Annotated in this window: 20 protein-coding genes and 1 other RNA gene; 8 read left to right on the forward strand and 13 right to left on the reverse strand. The window is 68.5% G+C overall.

What is annotated here, in order from left to right; all coding sequences use genetic code 11:
• Positions 1-259: 259 nt before the first annotated feature.
• Positions 260-625, forward strand: a transfer-messenger RNA (tmRNA) gene (ssrA, locus tag HV824_RS10555).
• A gap of 397 nt (positions 626-1,022) precedes the next feature.
• Here the strand turns inward: ssrA and HV824_RS37325 are convergent.
• Positions 1,023-1,163 (reverse strand): ATP-binding protein, encoded by a 141-nt coding sequence (locus HV824_RS37325; RefSeq protein ID WP_368670916.1) that lies wholly within the window; start codon positions 1,161-1,163, stop codon positions 1,023-1,025.
• 14 nt (positions 1,164-1,177) lie between these two features.
• Between HV824_RS37325 and HV824_RS10560 the strand changes: the two genes are divergently transcribed.
• Positions 1,178-1,690: a nitrilase-related carbon-nitrogen hydrolase gene (locus HV824_RS10560; RefSeq protein WP_176423196.1), complete on the forward strand. Its 513-nt coding sequence runs from the start codon at positions 1,178-1,180 to the stop codon at positions 1,688-1,690.
• A gap of 208 nt (positions 1,691-1,898) precedes the next feature.
• On the opposite strand, the gene HV824_RS10565 is transcribed toward HV824_RS10560, so the two are convergent.
• Positions 1,899-3,113, reverse strand: a complete 1,215-nt coding sequence (locus tag HV824_RS10565; RefSeq protein ID WP_176417440.1) for a methyltransferase — start codon at positions 3,111-3,113, stop codon at positions 1,899-1,901.
• A gap of 275 nt (positions 3,114-3,388) precedes the next feature.
• On the opposite strand from HV824_RS10565, the gene HV824_RS10570 reads away from it, so the two are divergent.
• Positions 3,389-3,568 carry a hypothetical protein gene (locus HV824_RS10570; protein WP_255207922.1) on the forward strand — a complete coding sequence of 60 codons (180 nt, stop codon included), beginning with the start codon at positions 3,389-3,391 and terminating at the stop codon, positions 3,566-3,568.
• A 59-nt stretch (positions 3,569-3,627) separates the two neighbouring features.
• Here the strand turns inward: HV824_RS10570 and HV824_RS10575 are convergent, their stop codons facing one another.
• A complete protein-coding gene (locus HV824_RS10575) occupies positions 3,628-4,455 on the reverse strand; it encodes an NAD(P)-dependent oxidoreductase (protein ID WP_176417441.1) in 828 nt (275 codons plus the stop codon).
• A 97-nt stretch (positions 4,456-4,552) separates the two neighbouring features.
• Here HV824_RS10575 and HV824_RS10580 point away from each other — a divergent pair, with 97 nt between their 5' ends.
• The 3 genes from HV824_RS10580 to HV824_RS10590 all read left to right on the forward strand — a co-directional run bounded on the left by HV824_RS10580 (position 4,553) and on the right by HV824_RS10590 (position 9,184).
• Positions 4,553-5,335, forward strand: a complete 783-nt coding sequence (locus tag HV824_RS10580) for an AraC family transcriptional regulator (RefSeq protein ID WP_255207923.1) — start codon at positions 4,553-4,555, stop codon at positions 5,333-5,335.
• Positions 5,336-5,662: 327 nt separating this feature from the next.
• On the forward strand, positions 5,663-6,184 hold the full coding sequence (locus HV824_RS10585; RefSeq protein WP_176417442.1) for a hypothetical protein: 522 nt from the start codon (positions 5,663-5,665) through the stop codon (positions 6,182-6,184).
• A 339-nt stretch (positions 6,185-6,523) separates the two neighbouring features.
• On the forward strand, positions 6,524-9,184 hold the full coding sequence (locus tag HV824_RS10590; RefSeq protein ID WP_176417443.1) for a DEAD/DEAH box helicase: 2,661 nt from the start codon (positions 6,524-6,526) through the stop codon (positions 9,182-9,184).
• A 350-nt stretch (positions 9,185-9,534) separates the two neighbouring features.
• Here the strand turns inward: HV824_RS10590 and HV824_RS10595 are convergent, their stop codons facing one another.
• Positions 9,535-9,990: a hypothetical protein gene (locus HV824_RS10595; protein ID WP_176417444.1), complete on the reverse strand. Its 456-nt coding sequence runs from the start codon at positions 9,988-9,990 to the stop codon at positions 9,535-9,537.
• Positions 9,991-10,346: 356 nt separating this feature from the next.
• Between HV824_RS10595 and HV824_RS10600 the strand changes: the two genes are divergently transcribed.
• Entirely contained in the window at positions 10,347-13,163 is a 2,817-nt protein-coding gene (locus HV824_RS10600; RefSeq protein WP_255207924.1) for a carboxypeptidase regulatory-like domain-containing protein, read from the forward strand.
• Between the two features lie 14 nt (positions 13,164-13,177).
• Here the strand turns inward: HV824_RS10600 and HV824_RS10605 are convergent, their stop codons facing one another.
• The 8 genes from HV824_RS10605 to HV824_RS10640 form a co-directional block, all read right to left on the reverse strand.
• Positions 13,178-14,338, reverse strand: coding sequence for an ankyrin repeat domain-containing protein (locus HV824_RS10605; protein ID WP_176417445.1), 1,161 nt, complete (start codon positions 14,336-14,338; stop codon positions 13,178-13,180).
• A 97-nt stretch (positions 14,339-14,435) separates the two neighbouring features.
• On the reverse strand, positions 14,436-14,963 hold the full coding sequence (locus tag HV824_RS10610) for a DUF1993 family protein (RefSeq protein WP_176417446.1): 528 nt from the start codon (positions 14,961-14,963) through the stop codon (positions 14,436-14,438).
• A gap of 186 nt (positions 14,964-15,149) precedes the next feature.
• Entirely contained in the window at positions 15,150-15,956 is an 807-nt protein-coding gene (locus HV824_RS10615; protein ID WP_176417447.1) for a hypothetical protein, read from the reverse strand.
• A gap of 6 nt (positions 15,957-15,962) precedes the next feature.
• On the reverse strand, positions 15,963-16,547 hold the full coding sequence (locus tag HV824_RS10620; protein WP_176417448.1) for a DUF1629 domain-containing protein: 585 nt from the start codon (positions 16,545-16,547) through the stop codon (positions 15,963-15,965).
• A gap of 19 nt (positions 16,548-16,566) precedes the next feature.
• Complete coding sequence (locus HV824_RS10625; protein WP_176423197.1) at positions 16,567-17,487, reverse strand: AHH domain-containing protein; 921 nt, start codon at positions 17,485-17,487, stop codon at positions 16,567-16,569.
• On the reverse strand, positions 17,484-18,560 hold the full coding sequence (locus HV824_RS10630) for a hypothetical protein (RefSeq protein WP_176417450.1): 1,077 nt from the start codon (positions 18,558-18,560) through the stop codon (positions 17,484-17,486). The genes HV824_RS10625 and HV824_RS10630 overlap by 4 nt, the downstream gene beginning before the upstream one ends.
• A gap of 132 nt (positions 18,561-18,692) precedes the next feature.
• Positions 18,693-19,283 carry a hypothetical protein gene (locus tag HV824_RS10635; protein WP_176417451.1) on the reverse strand — a complete coding sequence of 197 codons (591 nt, stop codon included), beginning with the start codon at positions 19,281-19,283 and terminating at the stop codon, positions 18,693-18,695.
• Complete coding sequence (locus HV824_RS10640) at positions 19,280-20,245, reverse strand: 3-hydroxyacyl-CoA dehydrogenase family protein (protein ID WP_176417452.1); 966 nt, start codon at positions 20,243-20,245, stop codon at positions 19,280-19,282. Before HV824_RS10640 ends, HV824_RS10635 begins: the two co-directional genes overlap by 4 nt.
• Positions 20,246-20,397: 152 nt before the next feature.
• Here HV824_RS10640 and HV824_RS10645 point away from each other — a divergent pair, with 152 nt between their 5' ends.
• Complete coding sequence (locus HV824_RS10645) at positions 20,398-21,093, forward strand: NADPH-dependent F420 reductase (RefSeq protein WP_176417453.1); 696 nt, start codon at positions 20,398-20,400, stop codon at positions 21,091-21,093.
• A 128-nt stretch (positions 21,094-21,221) separates the two neighbouring features.
• Here HV824_RS10645 and HV824_RS10650 read toward each other — a convergent pair whose 3' ends face one another.
• Positions 21,222-21,857, reverse strand: coding sequence for a hypothetical protein (locus HV824_RS10650; protein ID WP_255207925.1), 636 nt, complete (start codon positions 21,855-21,857; stop codon positions 21,222-21,224).
• Between the last annotated feature and the right edge of the window lie 53 nt (positions 21,858-21,910).

Raw genomic sequence — 21,910 nt, forward strand, 5'->3', positions numbered from 1 at the left:
GGCCCAGCAGGAGCAGAAGGAGGGGGAGCAGTCGTCTCATTCAGGTGCCTCGTGGCCGGGGCGGAGGAAGCGGGACCCGGCGGGTAGGCGACCCTACGACGGCTGGCTCGGTGGGGGAGGGGCTTGTGGGCCGAGTGTCCACGTCCGTGCGCCCAAGTGGGCCTGCGGCCATTCAGGAGGATTGACGCGCCCCCGGCAGCGGTTAATGTGAAGAAGACGGGGCGCGGTGAGTAGCCGCGTGACGTGCAGTGAACCTACCGGGGGCGACCTGGTTTCGACGGGGGCAATGAAGTTCGAGACGCGTGCCGAGCTTGTCTGGTAGCTCGTAAATCCAACCCGGCAAAGACACAAAAGCCAACGACAACGTTGAGCTCGCGCTGGCTGCCTAAAAACAGCTCTTAGTGCGCGGTCCCCCCGCTCTCGGCCTGTGGGGTTGGGATGGGCCGTCATAATGCAGGCTGGCTGCCAAGGGCGCCTGGACCCGAGGTGGCGAGACCTTTCCAGGACCGGCTCTGAGTATCCCGTCCGTGGGAGCCTCAGGGACGTAGCAAACCGCGGACTACGCACGTAGGGTCGAAGAACGGACGGCTTTCGGACGCGGGTTCGATTCCCGCCGCCTCCACTGAGTGAGAAGCCCAGCAGCCGAGAGGTTGCTGGGCTTTTTGTTTGCCTGCGTGGCTTCATGTGCCCGCAATGTGCCCCTCTGGCGTCTCTAGGAGCGTGTAGCGGTAATGGAAATGGAGGTTGGGCGGGAGGCCGGACGAGAGATGCCGGTCCGCCGCTGGGGGCGGCAGGCCGCTACGCTGCCGCCGTCGCGCGGAAGAGTCCGAGGAGGTTGTGGGTTGTTGGCGGTCATCGCGGAGCGCGGGATTCTGGTCATCGACGCGGTCATCGCGGAGCGCGGAAATCGGGTCATCGGCAGGCGCGGGTATCGAGTCGAGCCAATGCAAGACGGCCTCGCTCCTGCCCCGGTTGCGGGGCGCGGAGCGAGGCCGGTGGGCAGTGGTGAGTAGCAGGGACGCTCAGCTCTTCTTGGCCTTGCGCTGCGCGCGCGACTCCTCGGCCATGCGCCTGCGGTAGCTGTCGCCCTCGATGCTGATGATGCTCGCGTGGTGGATGACGCGGTCAATGAGGGCGATGGCGCACGCGGCGTTGGGGAAGATGGTGGTCCACTCCGATGGCGAGCCTCGCGGGCCTCACGCTGCGCACGGAAGGCCAGTACCTCATCGCGGCGGGCGCCTTCGACGCGCAGGGACGCCTCCTGGCGAGCCGGGGCAAGGCGGTGCTCGTCCCGGTGGGTGAGCGCGTCTTCCTGGGGCTGCGCGGCAGCGGCGAACCGCTGACGCCCGGAAAGGCTCCGCCGCTGCTGTCCGTGGCGGGGCGGCGGCTCATCCCGCTCATCTGCTACGAGGCCTTCAGCCGCCTCACGTCCTTGAAGGGACAGGCCGCCGGGGGCGACCTCATCGCCGTGCTCGCCAGCGACCGGCCCCTGGTGGGCAACCGCTTCGCGTGGGAGCAGGCCGTGGGCGCGGTCATCCTGCGCGCCGTGGAGCAGCACGCGCCCGCGGTCCGAGCATCGCTTGCGGGGCCCGCCGTCATCGTGTCGTCGGATGGGCGGGTGCTCGCGCGGAGCGAGCCGGGGACGAGCGGAATCCTCACCTGGGCCCCTGTTGAGGGGACGCAGGGGTGAGCTTGTCCCGGTGTCGTGGGCAGGTGGGTGATGCGGCTTGCGGCACCTGTGAAACAGCCTGCTCGAACTCGGCCGAGCTGACGTCGCCGAGCGAGGCGTTCCGCCGCTGGCGGTTGCAGGACACCTCGGACGCTGAATTCGCCCCCTTGCGCCGCCGCTGCATGAGGCCGCCAAGGAGCTTCCCTCCCTCGAACCCCTCCGAACCCACTCAGGCGCTCCGCGACGCGATGAGCGCGAGGTTGCGCGGAGACAGGCTCGGGTCGAAGAGCTGGAGGAACTCGACGTGGAAGCCCGATTCCTTCAGGAGCAACGCGCGATCGAGCAGGAGCACGACCTCCAGCGCCCTCGCGAAGCGGTCCCTCAGCAGATGGCAGAGCAGGAGGTCCCGCGTCTCGGCGCGCACGGACACCTCGAAGGCATTCAGCGCTGCGTCCGTCATGCCGGGGTCGAGCCCCAGGCGCGCCAGGCGATCCCGCGCGTAGATGGCGAAGCGTCCGGCATAGAGCGCCCGGGGCGCGTCTCCTGCTCTCACGAAGCCGCGCTCGGGAAAGTGCCGCCTGGAGAGAAGGTCGAACGCGAAGCGCCACGCATACACCTGCTTCATCCGCGCGAACGCCTCCTCCGTCTTGTGATGCCGTCCCCGCGTCGTCAACGCCAGGGCATGCGGGGTGAAGGGCAGCGGCTGCGCGCTCCCGACGCGGGAGACGGGGTAGTCCCGCGGGATCTCCAGCTTGTCGTAACAGCAGCCGATGTTCAGGACGAGGCCCGCCCCCTGGCTCTTGCGGAGGTGCGTGAGGGCGAGCGGCCCGCAGGTGTGCAGCCCGATGGAGGCCCGGTCCCGGCCGGAGAAGAGCGAATCGAGCTGTGGTTGGCTCCCGTCTTCGACGACAGCCTGGATGAAGCGCAGGGTGCCCCCGGAGGCGGACTGGGTGCTCGTCAGCCACCGCTGGCCCTTGTCCTGCAACACGGCGTCCCGATCGATGCTGTGGAAGGTCCACCCGAACGTCCGCGCGCAGAGGCGGGCGAGATGTCCCATGCCGCCGCCGATGTCGACCGCCTGGTGGATGTGGCGCGTTCTCGGCGCGAGCAGGGCGAGCACCCGCTCGAGCTCGTGCGTTTTCTTGGCGCTGAGGCCCTGCGTCTGCGTGACAGTCAGCGCGTGACGGCCCTCGTGCCAGGGCAGCGCCGTCAGGTCCTGGAGGACGTCCAGGAGCGCAGCCAGGTCCGGAGGCGGGGCACCCGCGAGCCCCCCCTGGTCCAGCCGCCGCTCGCCCGCGTCATCGAGCGACCGGGCATAGGTCAGCCAGTCCTCGGGATAGGCGGCGCCGGACCCTGGCCAGCCCTGGAGGATGGAGCGGGACCAGAGCGGGGACCAGGGCCGGAGTTGGCGTGTGATCGCTTCGAGTCGCGCCTGGAAGTCCATGGCGGCGCATCCTATGCGCCGCCGGTTGGGGATGCCGGGGCCATGTTCCGTCGCTCACCTCCTCCTCCTCTCCTGCTTGGAGTCCAGCTCCAACTCGAATGCCCGGTCCCGCGACCTCACGGCCCTTCCACAAGTCCTCGTCCGCGAGAATGCATCATGACTGCCCTTCGAGGTCCTGATGCAGTAGTGTTCGTCGATGGTTGCGAAGGTGTGTATGTATCAAAGGCTAGATGCATGGCATGACTCTGCTGCGGATGGCGTCAAAGGGGTTGCCGATGAAGTTCACGAAGCTCCGCATCGATGAGTCAAGGACCATGGAGCTTCCGCTGTCTCGGCTTGCGGAGGATTCGCTTGTCATTCTTGTGTCGGAGAACGTGAAGCAAGCCGTGGAGGCCGCGAATCTGGTGGGAGTCCGGGTGGTGTCGATCGAAGACTCGTCTGTATATGGCGAGTGAGACTTCAAGCTGTCCCCTTAATCAATCGTGTAATGTGGACTCAAGTCCTTACGTCGCTTCTATGCGCCTGCGGCGAGCGCGTCGGAGAGTCGGGGGAACCTGGGCTTGAAGCCGAGGTCTTCGCGGATACGGCGACCATCGAGGAGCGCGTCAAACGCGCGCGCGAACGCAGCGTTCGATCCATCAGGCGGCGGCGCGCCCACTGATGTGAAGATCGTGGCGAGCTCGGGGGCCTCGTCATCGACGACGTTGTAGATGCGATGCGCAGGCGAAGTCGCTTCGAGCAAGCGAGCGACGGCTTGGGCGACGTCTACGTGGTGGAGCATCGACATGCGCTGGTCTGGCGGGGAGCCGCGCATCATGGGAATCACCTCCTCGATGTGAGGGTCGCCGTCGCCGTACACGAACGGCAGGCGAAGCACGCGCACGTCGAGACCTTCGATATCGAGGAGGAAACGCTCTGCGGCGAGCTTGCTCATCGGGTATGCTACCGTCGGCGCGCAGGGGGCATCCTCGCTGGCGAGGTGGCCCCCATTCGAGCCGTAGACCAGGCCGGTACTCGTGAAGATGAAGCGCTTCACGGACGCTGCACGGGAGACGCTTGCGAGGTGCTGCGTGCCGAGTTCATTGACCGCGTGCGCTTGCTCGGGAGTGGCGCCGCGGAAGAAAGCGGCGCAGTGGACTACTGCATCGACGCCGCGCACCGCGGCCGAGAGCGAGTCTACATCGAGCAAATCGCCTTGGACGAGCTCGACACGCGCTTCGTTCAGGGCGGTGGCTCGCGACGGATCTCTCACGAGGGCGCGCATCTGGTGGCCGCGCTCGGCGAGCCGCTTGGTGAGTCGGCTTCCAACCTTTCCAGTCGCTCCGGTAACAAGGATTTTCATGGGCGGAACGTAGCCATCGCGACTCGTCGAAGATTGGAGAAAACGGACATGTGCGCCAGCGCTTGCGGCGCTGTCACGCGCGCGGCAGAGTCGTCTCATGCACGCGGCCCCCGTTCACCCCATTCGAATCGAACCGGGCGCATCCATCGCGTCCTCCGTAGCCGCGCTGTTCGTGGACGAGCGCGACCGTGATGTGCCAGGCGTCTTGATTCCGCGTCCGGAGGTCCATCTGGTCGTTCGGTTCGGGCCATCGGCCCGAAGTGGTCTCGACGCACACGCGATGGGCGGAAGGCAGAAGGTGCATCGAAAACTCATTCGTGGCGGGCAGCGCACCGTGACGGCGCGTCTTCACCTGGGCTCGCACGAAGCGGTGCTCGGCGTGCCGGCGTCCGCCATTGCCGGGGGCATCGTCGCGCTCGGGGACCTGTGGGGCGACGCCGCAACCCGGCGGCTCTTCGAGCGGCTCGGTGAAACCCGCGACACGGCCGATGCGGCCGCAATCCTGGAGTGCGCGATCTCCGAACGCCTCGCGCTCGCTGCCGGACGCCGCACTCGCTCGCAACTCGCCCTCGGCGCCGCCGCGAGGCTGACGAGCTCACCCGTGAACGACGTCGCTGGCGACATCGGGATGAGCGAGAGGCATCTCCGTCGCGTGTTCCGTGAAGCCATTGGCGTGAGCCCCAAGGCATTTGCCAGGCTTGCACGCTTCCATCGTGCGCTGCGCGCCGCGCTTGATGACGAACATGCCGACTGGGCGGGCATCGCGACCGACGCCGGCTACTATGACCAGGCACATCTCATCGCCGAGTTCCGCGCCTTCACAGGCGTGACGCCGCAGCGGTTTCTCGGCGAACTCCGCGCGGCTCCGCTGATCAGTTGACGCCGGGCTCGCGCCTGAAGAGCCCCGCTATCGGGTGACACGGCCAACGTGGTGGGCGCGGCCGCTGAACTGTATTACAAACTCCCAAGTGGCAGCCGGAAGGCCGCCCGGATGGACAATCTGTCCACGGATGGAAACCCAGCGGAACCCTCCGCGCCCTACGAGCTTGGAAGCGAGAGGGCACCGCTCTTGCAGGCCTGCTGGGCCATGCCCATCGCAAGGACGCATCCTCCTTTCAACCGCCTCTTGCCCCTCACCCTTGCCCTATCGATTGTCGCTTGCGGAGAAGGCGCTGCGCCTTGTCCCGAAGAGCCAGACGAAGAACCGTTGAAGGATGTCTTCGGCCTCTACCGTGTGAGGCGTGGATGCACGTGGACAACCTTCCAGGATGAAAGGCGTGTCAGCCTCCAGTTCGGTGAAGAGCACGCCGAGATTGAGGTGTGTGGATTGAACGACCCGCTCCCAGATGTGGCCGATGACGAATCGAGGTTCTGCGTTCGCCTTGAGCTGGCTCCATTCGTGAAAGGCGCAGGGCCGGCTGCCTATACGATCGACGGCGTGGCCACGGTGTTTCCCCATACACCTGCTGGTGTTCAATTCGAAGCGGGTTCAGCGCACACGCGGGGCGTCAACAAACTCTGGGGCCACATTTCCTGCTTTGGCGCGGACCCCGAACAACCCGCGGTGCATCACCTCACCGGCCGGCTCGACATCACGGAGAACTCGAGCAGGTCTCTCGTCGGAGAACTCGATCTGGAAATCACAGGCACGCTGGCGGGACCCTGCGGAGGCGACGCGGCTCGCGTCCTTGTTCCACTCGCCATCGGCCACCTCGTATTGGTCGACTAGCACATAGGAAGGATGGATGGCTTGCTGAGCGGTTACGGACTGGAGCTCGACGGCCGCGGAGGGCCTCTGACAGGACCTCCCGAGTGAGGCCTCCGGCGGGGGAGAGGCCGCGTTGCCCCCTTGGGGCACACGCCGGCCCAGACGCTCTGCGCACCTCTCATTAGAAATCACCCCCCAGTTCCGACACCAGTACGTCCGGAGAACGGGCACCGGACGACATTCCAACCGGGTCCACGGACAAAGCCCCCTGCCTCGCACGGTTGCCTGCCTCCCCGGGGGCGTTCTTCCGCGGGCGAATCGCTTCCCCTGGACACCCGCCCGTGCGTATCACTGGTCTTCGTGCGTACGCCCACCGACCGATACCTGCCGCCGCGCCCCGACGCCTCCTCCGCCGTCACGCCCCAGCGCGGGAGGGTGGTGGTCCTCGCGCCCACGCGCGCCGCATGTGAAACCATCGAGCTGGCGCTCGGGCTGGAGCTGCGCACGTACCTGGTGGAGCACCACGGCGAGCGCCTCCTCGAGCTGGCCCGGGGCGGGCAGGGGTTCGGCATCGTCGCGGGCACCGGCACGGGCAAGACGCTCGCCATCCGCCCTATCGCGGAGGCGCTCGTGGGCCGGCGGCCCCTGCGGGTGGCGGTGGTCAACCGCGAGCGGGAAGCCACCGCGGAGACGCCGCTCGCGGACGTGGTCATCGTCACCACCGGCATCGCGCGGCGCTGGTTCCAGGGCGGCGCCATCCGGCGCGAGGACACGCTCATCGTGGATGAAATCCACCAGACCTCCGCCGAGCTGGAGCTGTGTCTGGCCCTGGGCAAGCGCGTGGGCTGCCGCTTCATCTGGCTGTCCGCCACCGTGGACCCGGCCTTCTATGCGCGCTACCTGGACAGCGCGGACGTGCTCCAGGTGTCCTCATTCGACCCGAAAAAGGCGGCCCAGGTGGAGATGGAGCGCCGTCAGCCGCTGTCCTTCCTCGACGAGGACTTCCTACGGGGCGTGCAGCAGCAGGGGCGCGGCGTGGGCGTGTTCCTGCCCACCCGCGCGGGCGTGGAGGAGGCTGCGGCCCACGTCCGCGCGCATGCGCCGGAGCTCCACGCGGCGCACTACCACGGCGGCGAGCCGCTGCGCGCCATCCGCCCCTTCCTGGAGGGCACTGCGCCCCGGCCCTTCGTGCTCGCGATGACTGCGGCGGGGCAGAGCGCGCTCAACGTGCCAGGGTTGGACACGGTCGTCATCGACGACATGCGCTTCACGAACCTGGTGGAGCGCGGCCGCAACGTCCTCACCCGCGTGCACCTGGGCAACAACGAGCTCTTGCAGATGGCGGGGCGCGTGCACGGGCGGGTGGAGGGCGGGCGCGTCTTCATCCTGAGCGACCGGCCGCTGCACTTCGCCTCGCTGCGGCCCACCGCCCCCGAGTTCCAGCTCGCGGGCGAGCCGGAGCGGGTCGCGCTCACCGCCGCGGCCCTGGGCGTGCGGGCGGATGCGCTGGACCTGCCCGTGCCGCTGGACCGCGAGGCCTATCGCCGGGCGCTCGCGAAGCTGCAGGCGCGCAACATCGTGGACGCGGACGGTCGACTGTCCGACTACGGCCGCGCGGTGGAGGCCCTGCCCGTGGAGCGCCCGTGGGCGGAGCTCATCGTCAACGCGGAGGACGCGCTGCTGCCGGTGCTCGCGGTGTGCAGCTCGGTGGAGTCGCTGCACCGGATGACTCGCGAGGAGCGGAACCTGGACGGGCTGCTCGTGCCCGGCAGCGACCATCTGACGGCGTACAACCTCTACGCCGAGGCCTTCCGGGAAGCGGGCACGGTGGGGCAGGCGCAGGGGCTGCCGCGCCACGTCTTCCATGCGGAGAAGCTCGCGGCCTGGGCGGAGGCGCGTGGGGTGCTGGTGAAGGCCCTGGAGGACGCGGCGCTCGCGATGGCGAGCGTGTACCGGAGCGTGGGGCTGGCGCTGCCCGCGCGCATGCCCTTCGCGGACCCGCGCGTCTCCCGGCGCTTCTGCGACCTGCTCGCGCGCTTCATGCCCTTCGACCTGGTCATCGACGAGCGCACCGCCTGGGGCGAGGTCGCGCGCGTGTCGAAGACGAGCGTGTGCGGCAACCTGGGCGCGGTGGCGGGCACGCTGCGCTACTTCGCCGGCCGCAACGGCGACTCGCAGGCCGGCATCGAAGGCACCCAGCTTCCCCAGTCCCTGCTGCGCCGCTACGCCCGCCGTCACTCGGCGGCGCCGGTGTACGACGCGCGCTTCCGCTCGGTCGTGCTCGAGACGCGGGGGGATTATTTTGGCTTCGAGCTCGAACGGGAAGTGGAGGTGCTGCGCGCCTGGGGGCCGGAGCTCGCCACGGCCGCCCGGCACGCGCTCGCCGAGGCGCTGGCGCGGGGCGAGGCACCCCATCCCGCGGTGGACCGTCACCGGGTCGCCATCACCGAGGTGCGCGAGCTGTGGCGACGCTCGGGAGGCACCACCGCGCCGCTGGGCGTACCGGAGCTGACCGCGCTCTACGCGGCGCAGTTGGAGGGGGTGGACACGCTCGACGAGTTCAAGGCGCGCCCGCTGCGGCTTGACCTGGACGCGCTCGTGCCGCCCGCGACGCGTCTGGCGCTCCTGGCGCTCCCGGACGCCGTGGAGGTGCGCGAGCAGGAGGTGCCGCTCGAGTACGACGTGGAGGTGCTGTCGGACGGAGCCCCGCGAGGCGTGGTGCGGCTGCGCCTGCCGGAGAAGCTCGCGCGCACGCTGGTGGAGGAGGAGCTGCCGCTGCTCGACCGCCCCCGGCGCTTCAGCGTGGCCCGGGGTCGGCGGGGCGTGCTCGAAGCTCGCTCGCTCCTCGAGCTCCAGGAACTGCTCGACCGGCCCTGGATGCCGGACGAGATCGCCGAGGCCACCCGTGAGCGTCCACGCCCGCGGGGGGACGGGGAGCGCGGCGTTCCCAGTCGTGGAGGGCATCACGGCAAGGCACCCAGGAGTGGAAGACGGCTGGGCGGCGGCCGACGGCGACGCTGACCTGGCGCACGGGCAGGGCGCTCGCCATGCATCGGGGTCCAGCCAGCCCCAGCTCCACCCGCGCGTGGGCCAGCCGGAACTCCTCGCGGCGCTGTCCCCAACTGTCGATGGGCACGGTGGCGTGGGGGGCGGCAGCTTGCCAGGCCCCAACATCCGCCGAGTGACCTCCTGGGATGGCGTGCTACCAAGGCCGCCCGCCTGGCCACTCCCGCTGCGAGCCATTCCCCAGGCCCATGACACCTGGATGGGTGCGGATTTCGGGAGGGTTCGCTCGTGAGTGGCGCAGGCCTGGGACGGGCCGAGCACGCTCGCGCACGTCCCCGGGCATTGCTCAGCAATGGCTGGACGAACTACTCAGTCGGAATCCAGCAGTTGATCCTCCGCTCCACCACGTTCGACACGTAGGTGTTGGCGTCAATGACGCGGAACCGGACGTATTTGGTGTAATACGTTCCATAGGTATAGAGCCCCCACTGGCATTCACCGTTCCGACTGGTCGTGCCGTTATACCAGTAGGTACTCGTCGAGCCGCCACCGAAGTCATCCACTTCCTGCCACTGGTAGGTGTACGGTGCCACGCCATTGCTGGCATTGCCGGAGCAACTAAAGGTGCTGGTTTGGCTATACCTGCTGCAGGACATGGTCGCCGCTGGAGGGTAGATGTTGAGCGCGGTAACGGTGTTGTTGCTTATACTCAAATCCTCTTCCTCGTCGGCGAGGGGTTCCCCACAGGCGCCAATCAGGATTGCCGTCGAGACAAATGTCGCGCTGAGTTGAAGGTGCTTCAGGATTGCATGGACTGTCAAGAGGCTCTCCTGGGGGTGGGTTGGCGAGGCATCGGGAGTTTAGTTGGTTTGCCTGGGGTCTTGTTTGTCTGGTTGGAGAGTGTTCTGAACTGTTCATGTGTTGGAAGTGCCCTTGGTCCCGGTGGCTCTACGGGGCGTCCGGCGTCGCCACCGTCAAGCGCCGGAGCTTCGACGTAGCCAGGCTCCACGGCGCCCACGACTGCGTGAGCGCGCCAGGGCGGAAGGCCTCTCGCGGGACGGGCGCGTCCCCCACACGCCTTCCGCGGTCACTCCATTCCACGGAATCGTAGAATCCAGGTACCGTCAGGCTTCTTGGCCGTCCGTCCCCTTCCTGTTTCCACCGAGTGGCACACCCCATGCGCCTCCTTCGCCCTTCCTGGCTCTGGGCCCTCCTGCTGGCCCTCTCCGCCTGTTCCTCGACCTCCACGACCCCCTCCGACGCGGGGACGCAGCCCGATTCGGGGACGCAGCGCGGGCGCATCGAAGGCCAGGCCATCCTGGAGGGGGCCTCGTCCCACGGGGGCATCAGCGTCTCCGTGGAAGGCGCCTCGCTGAGCGCCACCACGGCGACTGACGGTCGCTTCGCCCTGGAGAACGTCGCCCCGGGCACGCACATCGTGGTGGCGAGGCGGTCCGGCTACACGGAGGCCCGGCAGTCCGTCACGGTCATCGCGGAGGCAACGGCCTCCGTGCGGCTCGACCTCGGGCGTGGACGGGGTTCAATCCTCGGCACTGTCCAAGTGGAGGGCGTCCTGGATTCCTCGGGCGTCACCGTCACCCTGGTGGAGACGGGCGCCACCACGACCTCGGACGCGACGGGTATCTTCACCTTCTCCGACCTGGCCCAGGGCACCTACACGCTGGCGCTCCAGAAGGCGGGCTACCTGGAGACGCGGCAGACGGTGGAGGTGCGGGGCACGGGCTCCACCCTGGTCAACCTCTCCCTGTCACGCGAGCGGGGCAGCGTGTCAGGCGTCATCCAGTTCGAAGGCGCGAGCAACCACGCCGGCGCCGTCGTCACCCTGGTGGAAGCGGCCCTCACCGCGACCACGAACGCCGAGGGACAGTTCGACATCCAGAACGTGATGACGGGCACGTACACCCTGCGCGTGCGGCGGGAGAGCTACGTGGACGCGCAACAGCTCGTGGAGGTCCGCGCGAACCAGCCGAGCCAGGTCAACCTGACGTTGTCGCTCGTGCGCGGGGACGTGGCGGGCACCGTGCAACTGTCGGACGGCGCCACCCCTTCGGGTGTCACCATCACCGTGACGCAGACGGGCGCCAACACGACGACGAACGCGCAAGGCCAGTTCACCCTCACCGGGCTTCCGTTGGGCACCTACACCCTGACCGCCCAGCGGCAGGGGTACGCGGTGGCCCAGCAAACCGTCACGGTGCGCACGGGCGCCGCGGCCACGGTCGCCTTCACGCTGGTGCGGGCCCAGGGCCGCGTGGAGGGCTCGGCCCTGCTGGAGGGCGCGAGCAGCCACGGCGGCATCAGCGTCACGCTGGCGGGAACGGGGGCCACCACGACCACGGACAGCCAGGGCCGCTTCACCTTCAGCAACGTGGCCTCGGGCACGTACACGGTGGAGGCGCGGAGGAGCGGCTACGCCGTGGCGAGCCAGTCCGTTCAGGTGCAGGAGGCCCAGACGGCCACCGTCTCGCTCTCGCTGACACGCGAGCGGGGCAACGTGGCCGGTGTCATCCTGCTCGAGGGCGGGAGCTCGCCGGTGGACATCAACGTCACCCTGGCGGGGACGGCCTTCAGCGCGCGCACGAACACCGCGGGCCAGTTCTCCCTCACCGGCATCCCCACGGGCTCCTACACCCTGGAGGCCCAGAAGGACGGCTTCGCCACGGCCCAGCGCGCCGTGGAGGTGCGCGCCGGCGAGCAGGCCCAGGTCAGCCTGACGCTGGCCATCGCCCGCGGGAGCATCTCAGGCGTGGTCCTGCTGGAGGACGCCAACACCACCTCGGGCATCTCGGTGGCGCTGCTTCCGGGCAACGTCACCGTGTTGACGGACGCCCAGGGCCGCTTCTCCTTCAGTGGCCTCGTCGTGGGGCCGTACACGCTGTCCGCCTTTTGGCCGGGCTATGAGATTCAGGAGCGCAGCGTGGTGGTGCGGTATCAGGAGGACACGGTGGTGAACATCACGCTGCAGCGTCGGCCCGGCGTGGTGGCGGGCATCATCCAACTCGAAGGTGAAAGTCACCACGAGGGCGTCACCGTGTCGCTCTCCGGCCATGGCGCCACCGCGACGACGGATGCGCAGGGGCACTTCGTCCTGGAGGGCGTGCCCCAGGGCCCCCACACTTTGGCGGCCAGCAAGGCGAACTACGCGCAGGCCGTGGCGGAGCTGGACGTGAGCGAGGGCCAGCTCCATCCGGTCAGCCTGTCCCTGGCGAGGCTGGGCGCGCTCGAGGTCTCCGCGCCCAGGCTGGCGGTCCAGGGCGGACACCTGACCTTGACGGGCTCCGGCTTCGGAGCGGCGCGCGGCCCCTTCACCGTCACGGTGGGAGGAGAAGCCGTCACCGACTTCATCTCCTGGTCCGACACTCAGGTGGTGGCGCGGGTGGCGCACCACGTCGTTCCGGGCCAGCACGACGTCGTCGTGACGCCCGGTGTTCCCTGGCGGAGGGACGCCACCACCTCCGTGCGCGTGTTGCCCCAGCAGACGGTCGCCTATGGGGCGCAGTGGGGCGTGGGGGTCCTTCCTTCCAATCACGTCTCTGTCTGGGGGGAGCCCTCCCTGGCCGGTCTCCACCCGATTCCGGCGGGGCTCACCGACGTGGTGAGCGTGGCCACGGCGCGCATGGCCGCCTTCGCCCTCCAGGCGGACGGCACCGTGGTGGCGTGGGGCGGCGGCCTCCCCTCGGACCTGAGCGTCCCCGCGGACCTCACGCAGGTCGTGGCCATCGCGGGCGGTGATTCCTTCGTCCTGGCATTGAAGGCGGATGGCACCCTCGTGGCCTGGGGCGACAGCGCCCTCGCCCCGCCCTCCGGCGTGAGGGACGTGGTGGGCATTGCCGCCACGCGCAACGCCGGCCAGTCGTTCCTCGCCGACGGCACCGTGGTCTCATGGGGGCATGGCAACGAAGGACGGACAGGGCCTCCCGAGCAGCTCCACCTGCCGCCGCATGACGAGGTCCTGCGCGTCCCGGCTCGGTAGCCGGCAGCAGCCCATCAGTCGCCCGCCCGTCCCTTGCGCGCCGTCTCCAGCAACTCGCGGATGGCGCTGGCGTGCTTTCCATGGGCTGGCGCCCAGTCAGCGGGCATGCGGCCGGCGCGGTCGCGGAGGAACGGGTCGGCGCCGGCTTCAATCAATGCCTGCACCAGCGCTGGCGCCGCATGCGCCAGCGCGCGCTGCAGCGGCCGTTGTCCTTCATCGTCGGGCACATTGGGATCGGCACCCGCCGCCAGGAGGCTACGAACGATGGGGCCGTGTACGCGCGCCGACGGTTTGAATAGCGCCATGTGCAGCGCGGTGAGTCCCTTGTCCGTCCGGTGATTCACCTTGGCGCGGCGTGCGAGCAGGAGGTCCACCGCCCCCAGCTCGCCGCTGCGCGCGGCCAGCATCAGCGCCGTCGGGTTGCCCCTGAACTGTGTCCAGTCAGGGTCGAGGCCGGCGTCCAGCATTCGCCCCACCAGCTCGAGGTTGCCGGCAGCGGCCACCGAAGGGAAGTCCTGGGTCGCCCACTGGCTTCGCGCAATTCCGCCGGAGAACGTCCATTCGGGTTCGGCGGCAGCAGCGTCACTGCCGTCCCGGCCCATGGCCCTGCTGACCACCTCTGCGCGCCGTGCCTCCGCCGCCTGCCGCGCTCGCTTCTTGCTGCCGCGCCAGAAGGAATGCGTGGCCGGGTAGCTCGCCGGATCCTTCAGGTAGTTCGACAGCGCGACATGGCCATTCTCCAACGCCACGATGGACGGCAGCTTGCCATCGTTGTCCGGCTGCTCGCGACTGGCGCCGGCTTCCACCAGGCAGCGTGCGATGTCGGCGAAGCCATTCGCGGCGGCCGTCCACAGCGCGCTGGCGCCGGTTTCGTCCCCCGCGTGCACCTCCGCGCCGGCCTTCACCAGCAACGTCACCAGGGCGGCAAACCCATGCGCGGTGGCAGCGACCAGCGGAGGTTGGAAGGCCGCAGCATCCGGGGCGGCCTTCGCGGCCAGCAGCGCGCGCACGGCGGCCTCGTCACCGTGACTGCAGGCATACGCCAACGGCGTGGCCTGGTAGCGGTGGAGGTCGACTTCGTCGGGGTCGGCCCCTTTCGCCAGCAGGTCCTCCACCGCGAAGACATCGCACTGCTCGATGGCAGCGAACAGGTTCTCGGGCGTGTCGAGCTTCATGCGCGTTACTTGATGGCCGGGGGCTGGATGCCGGAGCATCGCAGCCTACCTGAGTCCGGCATCGCTTCTTCACGTATTGAGACCCGACGCCCCCGGCTCAGGCCGCTGGCTGGCGCAGGTAGGCGAACATGTGCTGGACGTAGTCGGCCTTGCCAAGCGGCACACCGTTGTGCCGCAGGATGTTGTAGGCCGTGACCAGGTGAAAGTAGAACTGGGGTGTCACCCAGTTCCGCGCGTATTCGCTGCCGGTCATGTCGAAGACCATGCCATTGGGCAACTCGATGGACAGTTGGCGCTGTGCGCCTTCCTCGAACCGGGCCTTGTCGGCGCTCGATAGCAGCTGCAGCGTTCGTTCGATCAAGGCGCTCGCTTGTTCCATGTCAACCGGCGTGTCGAGCTTCGGCGGCGGATGCTGGCCAAGCCGCAGCACCGCCTCCTGCGCCTGGGTACAGGTGAACTGCACCTGGCTGGCCAGGTTGTGCATGTCGGGGGCCAGCCGCGACTGAAGCAGGTTCTTCGAATCACAGCCCAGCTCGCGAGCGCGAGCCTCTCCCTTCTGCAGGAACACCAACAACGCACGCAGCATCTGCGCGAAGCAGGGAACGGTCGTTTCGTAGAGCGACATGGGTGCCTCCTCGAATGACTCAACCCTAGCAGGCTCGCCGCGGCCCGGCAGGCGCTCTGACGTGCCCCTGGACTGGCCCCGTCAAATCAGTCACAGGCGCTGCGCGATGGCCTCTCGTCGAGTTCCTCCGCGGCTATCGCATCTTTGGAGAAGCGATTGGCTTCACCTGAGGGGATGGGCCGCGCCTCACGGCGTCCCCGAGGCTGCCTCGCCAAGGCGGGTGACCCAGTCGCCCCGATATGACTCGGTCATCGGCACCTGTGCGAGGGGCGGGCAGTAGCGGTAGCGTTCGTTGGGCACGTCGAGCCCGCGCTGATGCGCGAGCCGGAGCAGGGCGAGCCCTTCGAACCACAGATACCGATTCGCGCCGAAGTGGTCCTCGCGCTGGGTGAAGCCACGCGCCAGCTTCTCGGTGCGGGCCTCGTGGTGGGAGAGGGCCTCGGAGAACGCTGAGAGGAATGTGAGGGTATCCTTGTCCACCAGCGCCTGTGCGAGCGCGGGCCAGCACTCCTCCTTGGAGACGCGCGCCAGCTCCTGGAGCCTCGGCGTGGGGTCTTCACCGCGCGTTGCGTGCAGCACCAGGCCGGCCAGCGTGGAGGTCCAGGCACACTCCGCGGCGTACTCGCCTGAGTCCTTTTGCCAGGTCGTCGTCATCCGCTCCGCCACCTGGCACGCCAGCTCCCACTGTCCGGTCGCCACCACTCCGGCAAGCGGGATGAGTCCCCACGAGGCGGGCGGTGGTTGCAGCTTGCGCCGCTCCAGATGAAGGAGGAGGCGGCGCCAGTTCTCCGCGGCCCGGCAGAGGTTGAGGAAGAACGGTTGCGGACGTCCCTCCAGCAGGAGCGTGGCGGCCGCGATGTTGACGAAGCAGCGGCACAGCTCCCGCACCTCCTCGATCATCCGGTTCCGTTCCCCATCCGGGTCAATGTGCGAGATGAGGACTGGCGCCGCCGCCCCCGCATTCTCCCTCAGTTGATGGAAGTCAATGTCCATGTCGCCTCAGCGGTACTTGCCATTCCAGCCGTCTGCCGGGAGGAACTTCACCCCTGTCAGCTTCGCGGTGGTCAGGGCGGCCTGGACGGTCGGGTCCACCATCGTGTAGCCGCGCAGGTGCCGCGGCCGGAAGAGCTTCGGGCCATCGGGTGGTATGTCTTCCTTGAGCTTCAGCTCCGACACCCGGCTGATGTTGTCCTTGAGGATATGGCTCATCCGGACGGTGGAGCGCTCGAGGTCGATGACATCCCGGTCCGCGATGACGTTCATGATGAAGTAGTCACGCGCGACGACGTCTTTCTGGTGGTCCACGAGCGTGACGGGGAGGAACTCCGCGTCACGGGGCGTCAGCTCCTGGATGACGCGGCGCACCCGGTCAGAGACGATGCGGATTTCGAGGATGCTGTCCACGAAGTCATGGAGCTTTCGCCGATCTGGAAAATTGGGTGAGAACTCCATGCTGAGACCGCCCGAGGGGTACTCGGCTGCCAGGCGCTGGGACACCAGGTAGCGCCACCCTTCGGGGCCTCCCTCCGGGTAGGCATCCAGCAGGGCGCCGTCATTTTTGTCACATAGTAGCGAAAAGCTCACGGGGGCTCCTGTTGCTGGCCTACCAGAGTGAAGGCCAGATGTACTCCCTGTCATCTTGTGTCTTCCAGCGACACCAGGGGCCGTCGTACAGCTCGCCCTCCGCGGCGCTGCGGACGGCACTCCGGGACTCATCGAGGAGGTCTTCCCAGAGGTCCGATTCCAGGTCCTTCAATTGACTGAACACGTTGGCCACGATGGCCTCGTGCTCCGTGGCCTGCCCGCGCAAGGTGTCGATTTCGTTGTCGATGCTCTTCAGTCGCTGTATCACATCCCTTGAGTAGTCATTGTGGTTGTTGGGATGGCAAATCAGCGCGTGGACAGGTACCGCCCAGGCTTCATGCGGGAGAAGTATGACATTGTGGCCGTGGTCGATGTCATAGGGGGTCTGCAACAGGATGTCGAAGTTCTCTGGCTCGTCGAAGATGGGCTTTCCCGTGGAGTCCTCGGTGTAGAACGCCTCGCCCGGAATCAGGTGGTGGCCCCGCCATACATAGGGCTGGCTCACGCCGCTCAGCGACGGGTTGAAGTTCCCCAGCTGGGTGATGCTGGCCCGTGACTGTACGTCCGCCTGGAAGGCAGCGGGGCCCAGGTGCGGGTAGGAGTTGTACTCGGTGGGCCGGGTGCCGCGGATGTAGCTGGCGCCGTTCTTGTTGTATTGAGTGCCTTTGGAGAGGCTGGCGCGCTTTGGATACTGGGGGTTGGCGTGGGGTGCCGCCTCCTCCTGGCTGGCGTCCTTCTTTCGCTTCTTCGTGTCGTCGGTCTGCTTCTTCCGGGGCTCATTGCGCTTCATCGCGCCGCCGCTGCCAGGCGCTGCGCCGAAGTCGCGGATGTTGGGCCGTCCGTCGGAGACGACCTTCCCATACAGCTCGAAGGTGCCCTGCATGAGCTCCTTGAGCGTCATCGCCACGCCTGCTCGCCTGCCACCGCTTGAGTTGTTCACGTGCGACCTCCGGTTCCTGGGATGCCACTGGATGACAGAGCGAACGCGGCGCGTTCTCCTGAGTCCGACTGCGAGATGACGACGAGGCGACGCGCGGGAGCGTAGTGCCGAAGGAAGGCGTGCCGCGCGAGCGCCGCTCCCACCGCGCCCGATGCCGCGCCCACGTCACCGAAGCCTGTGGCTGGAATCCAGAAGGGCGAATCCCCGGTGACCACGCCATCCCGCCTCAGGCGTAGCAGCGCACAGCCCCACTCCCAGGCGCGCACTTCCTCGCCGTTGAGGTCCGTGATGAACAGCACGTCGTCCCTGGCACCCGGGCCGGCGCTCAGCACCGCCTGCACGCAGGCCGCGAGCGCCCCTCCATCGGGCCGCAGCTTCGCACCGCGTGCGTGAGGCTCGCGTCCGAGGTGAACAGAAGCGATGTCCACGGTGGGCGCGGTCGCCGGCTCGGTCCTGGACTGGCCCTTTCGGAGCACCAAGACGGCCCCCGCCTCGCCGGGTACGAGTCCCACCGGGTTGTCCATCGTCTTCAGCCGACGCTCGCCCAGCAGGTAGCGGAGGTTCTCTGGCTCCACCAGCGAATCGACGGCGCCCACGAGGCACGTCTCGTATTCATGGCGTTCCATCGCCCGCTGGGCGGACTCCAGCGCGAGCGCGAAGCCCGCGGAGCCGCCGCTGAAGAATCTCCAACGCTCCTCCGGCCAGGACACGCCGAGTCCCTCCAGCGCTCGTCCCAAGACGCGGCGCCCCAGCCGTTCGGCGGCCGCCGCGAGCGCCACGGGCCCTGAGCCATCCGAGAAGTCCGGCAGGGCCAGGAAGATGCCCGCTTCGCGTCCCAGTGACTCCAGCGGCACGGAGGTCCGCAGGTCCTCCAGCGCTTCCATGGCAAGGGCCACGAGCCGCCCTTCGCCCGTGAAGCCGAAGGTCGAACCCAGAACCTCGTGGACGAAGACGGGCTGGGGCTCACTGTCGCCAGGTGCGAACGTGGTCACCGACTCGGAGGGCTTTGTCCGGACGATGCCCGCGCGGAAGGCGGCGCAGGCCGTCGTCGTGGGTCCGAGGCTGGAACTCATTCCCACCGCCACGATTCGCATTGGTGCATCCTCCAGCCCAAAATCCACAGCCTACAGGGCTTCCATGGCCTGCGTCGACGCTGGGGCAAGTCCCGAAGCGTGTGCCGTTGGTGCGCCGCGCCCCCGGCCGGCTCACCGCTCTGGAGTCTCCATGCGGATGGCCAGCGCGCGACAGCCCGCGCCAGCCTCCTGGCCGTCGGGCGGCGCCCACGCTCCGACGGAGTGGTAGAGCCGGCCCTCGCGCCGCTCCAGGTAGAGAATCAGGTTGAGCGGCCAGCCGCTGCCCTGGAAGAGGTGGCGGTCCATGGGCGTGGGCTCCTGGCTGACGCGCAGGCCGCGCTCGTGGGGCGGGCCGATGCGGTGCCAGTCCGGGTGCAGGTGGATGGAGCCGAGCACGTCCATCCCCTGGGCCTCGGCCTCGGTGGTGATTCGCAGCAGCTCCCGCGGCTCGCACCAGAAGCCACGGCGCCCGTTGGCGTAGCAGGCGCCGAAGCAGGGGATGATGGTGGCGTCGAACTCCTGGAGCACGTGCTCATCCGTCTCACGGATGTTGGTGGCGAAGCGAACACGCTCCACGCGCATGGCGTCGCCAACGACGCGCCCCAGCAGCACGGCCCAGCTCCGGGGCGGAAGCTCCGGAGTGCAGGTGGTGTACTCGCGGATGGCGTCCGCCAGGAAGTCCGACAGCACCGCCGAGTCCAGCAGGACGGCCTCCGTCCTCATTCCTCCAGCTCCGTCGTGGGCACGCGGAGGCGGCCCGCGGCCCGGTCCTCACGAAGCTGGGTGACGAGGTGGCGGGCCATGCGCTCCTCGTAGGCGGCGGTGGACTCGGGCGTCCAGGCGTAGAAGCCCTGGCCCGTCTTCTGGCCCAGCTCGCCGCGCTCCACCTTCTGCGCGAGCACGGGGGGCACGGGGCGTCCGGCGCCGTGGAGGAGGGCCGTCATGAAGTCCAACCCCACCAGGTCCAGCCGGTCGAAGACCCCCGAAGCGCCCAGGCGCCGTCCGACGCCCTGGGTGAGCACGCGGTCCACCATCTCCGGCGTGGCCACGCCCTCCTGCACCAGCCGGATGGCCTCACCGATGAGGGCCTGCTGCAGGCGCGGGCCCACCGAGCCCGGCACGTCCCTGGAGAACACCACGGGCGACTTGCCCAGCTCCTCGAGGAACCGCCGCACCGTCTCCACCGCGTCGGGGGACGTCTTCTCGCCGGGGATGACGTCCACCAGCGGGATGAGGTGCGCGGGCAGGTAGTAGTGGGCAGAGAGGACGCGCTCGGGCCGCGTGCAATCCCGGGCGATGGCCGTCACACTCAGCGCCGTGGTGTTGGTGGCGAGCAGGGTGTCGGGGGCCGCGAGCCCGTCCAGCTCGCGGAAGAGCTGCTGCTTGAGGGCGAGGTCCTCCGGGATGGACTCGATGACCAGGTCCTGCTCCACGGCGGCCTCCGCGAGCACCGTGGTGCGGCGGATGCGTCCGAGCGCGGCGGGCGCCTGCTGTGGGGCGAGCAGGCCCGTCTCCACCAGCAGCGCCGCGTCTCGCTCCAGCTTCGCGCGCGCCCGCTCGCTGCTGTCGGCGCGCGTGTTGTAGAGCACCACCTGCCTGCCGGCGATGGCGAGCTCGAGCGCGATACCGCACCCCATGGCGCCCCCGCCCACCATGCCAATCCTCTTCAGCCGCTTGTGTGTCATGGAGCGCACCTTGCCAGCCCGCACGACAGAGACAACCTCTTGATGTGTTGCTGGAATTGTTCATGGCGCGTGTGTGATTGATGCACCGAGCCATGCCGAAGGGCGAGGAATGACGAGCGCGCCGAGGAGCACCTCATTAGGTTGCTCGTCCCATGAACATCGGAATCATCGGCGCGGGGAACATTGGAGCGACCCTGGCGCGGCACCTCAAGGCCCTGGGGCATGACATTTCGCTCGCGAACTCACGCGGCGTCGAGGGTGTCACGGCCATCGCGGCGAGCGTGGGCGCAAGGCCCGTCACCGTTCGCGAGGCGGCGCACGCGGGCCCCATCGTCATCGTCACCATTCCCCAGAAGGCCATCACGGACTTGCCGCCCGGCCTGTTCGACGACGTGCCCGCGGACGTCGTGGTGGTCGACACGGGCAACTACTACCCGGAGTTCCGCGACGGCCATATCGGCGCAATCGATGCAGGGCAGACCGACAGCGAGTGGGTCTCAGCGCACCTGAAGCGTCCGGTCGTGAAGGCCTTCAACAACATCCAGGCTGGCAGCCTGGACACGAAGGGCCTGCCCCGTGGGGCACCGGGGCGCATCGCGCTTCCGGTGTCGGGCGATGACCCGCGGGCGCGACAGCAGGTTCTTCAGCTCGTCGACGCGCTGGGCTTCGATGCCATCGACGCGGGCCCCTTGTCGGAGTCCTGGCGGCAGCAACCGGGCACGGCGGTGTACTGCGCCGACCTCGACGCCGAGCAGCTCCCCAAGGCCCTGGCCGCTGCCGACGCGACGAAGGTCGCCGAGGTCCGTCGGCAGAACGACCTGCGCGTCAAGGCCATGTTCAGCCGTTGAGGCACCCGGAGGTCCGAGCGTGTGTCCCAAGGGCGGGCCTCCAGCGCCTGCCCCTGGGGGCGCGTCACGGCGCGAGCTGTTCGACCGAAGGCGCGTGCGAGATGCGGATGGCTGGGATGTCCAGAACATCATCCTGCTTCACGCGGGTCCCCACGGACGCGCCCGGTGTCGGCCGTCAGCGCGCTCCAGGTGACGAGCACCTGGTGGCCTTCGGAGGCGACCTTGGGCGAGATGTCGTTCGTGCGCGAGGTGGCGATGGGGATGCCGCTGGGGTCCAGGACGTTCGCGGTCCCGTCCTTCACGCGGGCGCCGTAGATGTCGGCGGTGCCATTGCGTGCGTCGCTCCAGGCGACGAAGAAGCCCTGCTTCGTCGCCGTCACCGCCGAGAAGTTCTGATTGCCCGGCGCAGCGGAGATGACGAAGCCGTCCGGGTCGAGCACCGCGCCCGTGCGCCGGATTCTCGCGGCGAAGATGTCCTGGCCGCCGAAGCGAATGTCCGTCCAGGTCGCCAGGTACCGGTCATGGGACCAGGCCACCGCGACGCCATAGGAGTTGATGGCGGACGGCTGGTTGGAAATGAAGACCTCCTGGACGTCGAAGCCCGGCTTCGAGGTGTTCAGGGTGATGCCGCGGACCACGCTACGGGCGGTTCCGCCAAAGCCAATCCACGCCACCAGGCACTTGCGGTTGTGGCAGGCGATGCCCGGGGAGCCCGCGGGCTGGTGGTCGGTGGGGGTGAAGAGCGTGACTGGCGGGCCGTCCAAGGTCCCGTTCCGGTTGACGCGCGTCAGGAAGAGGGAGCGGTCTCCGGTCCAGA

Origin of the sequence: Myxococcus sp. AM009, from assembly GCF_013372605.1 — a bacterium.
Classification (GTDB): Bacteria; Myxococcota; Myxococcia; order Myxococcales; family Myxococcaceae; genus Myxococcus; species Myxococcus vastator.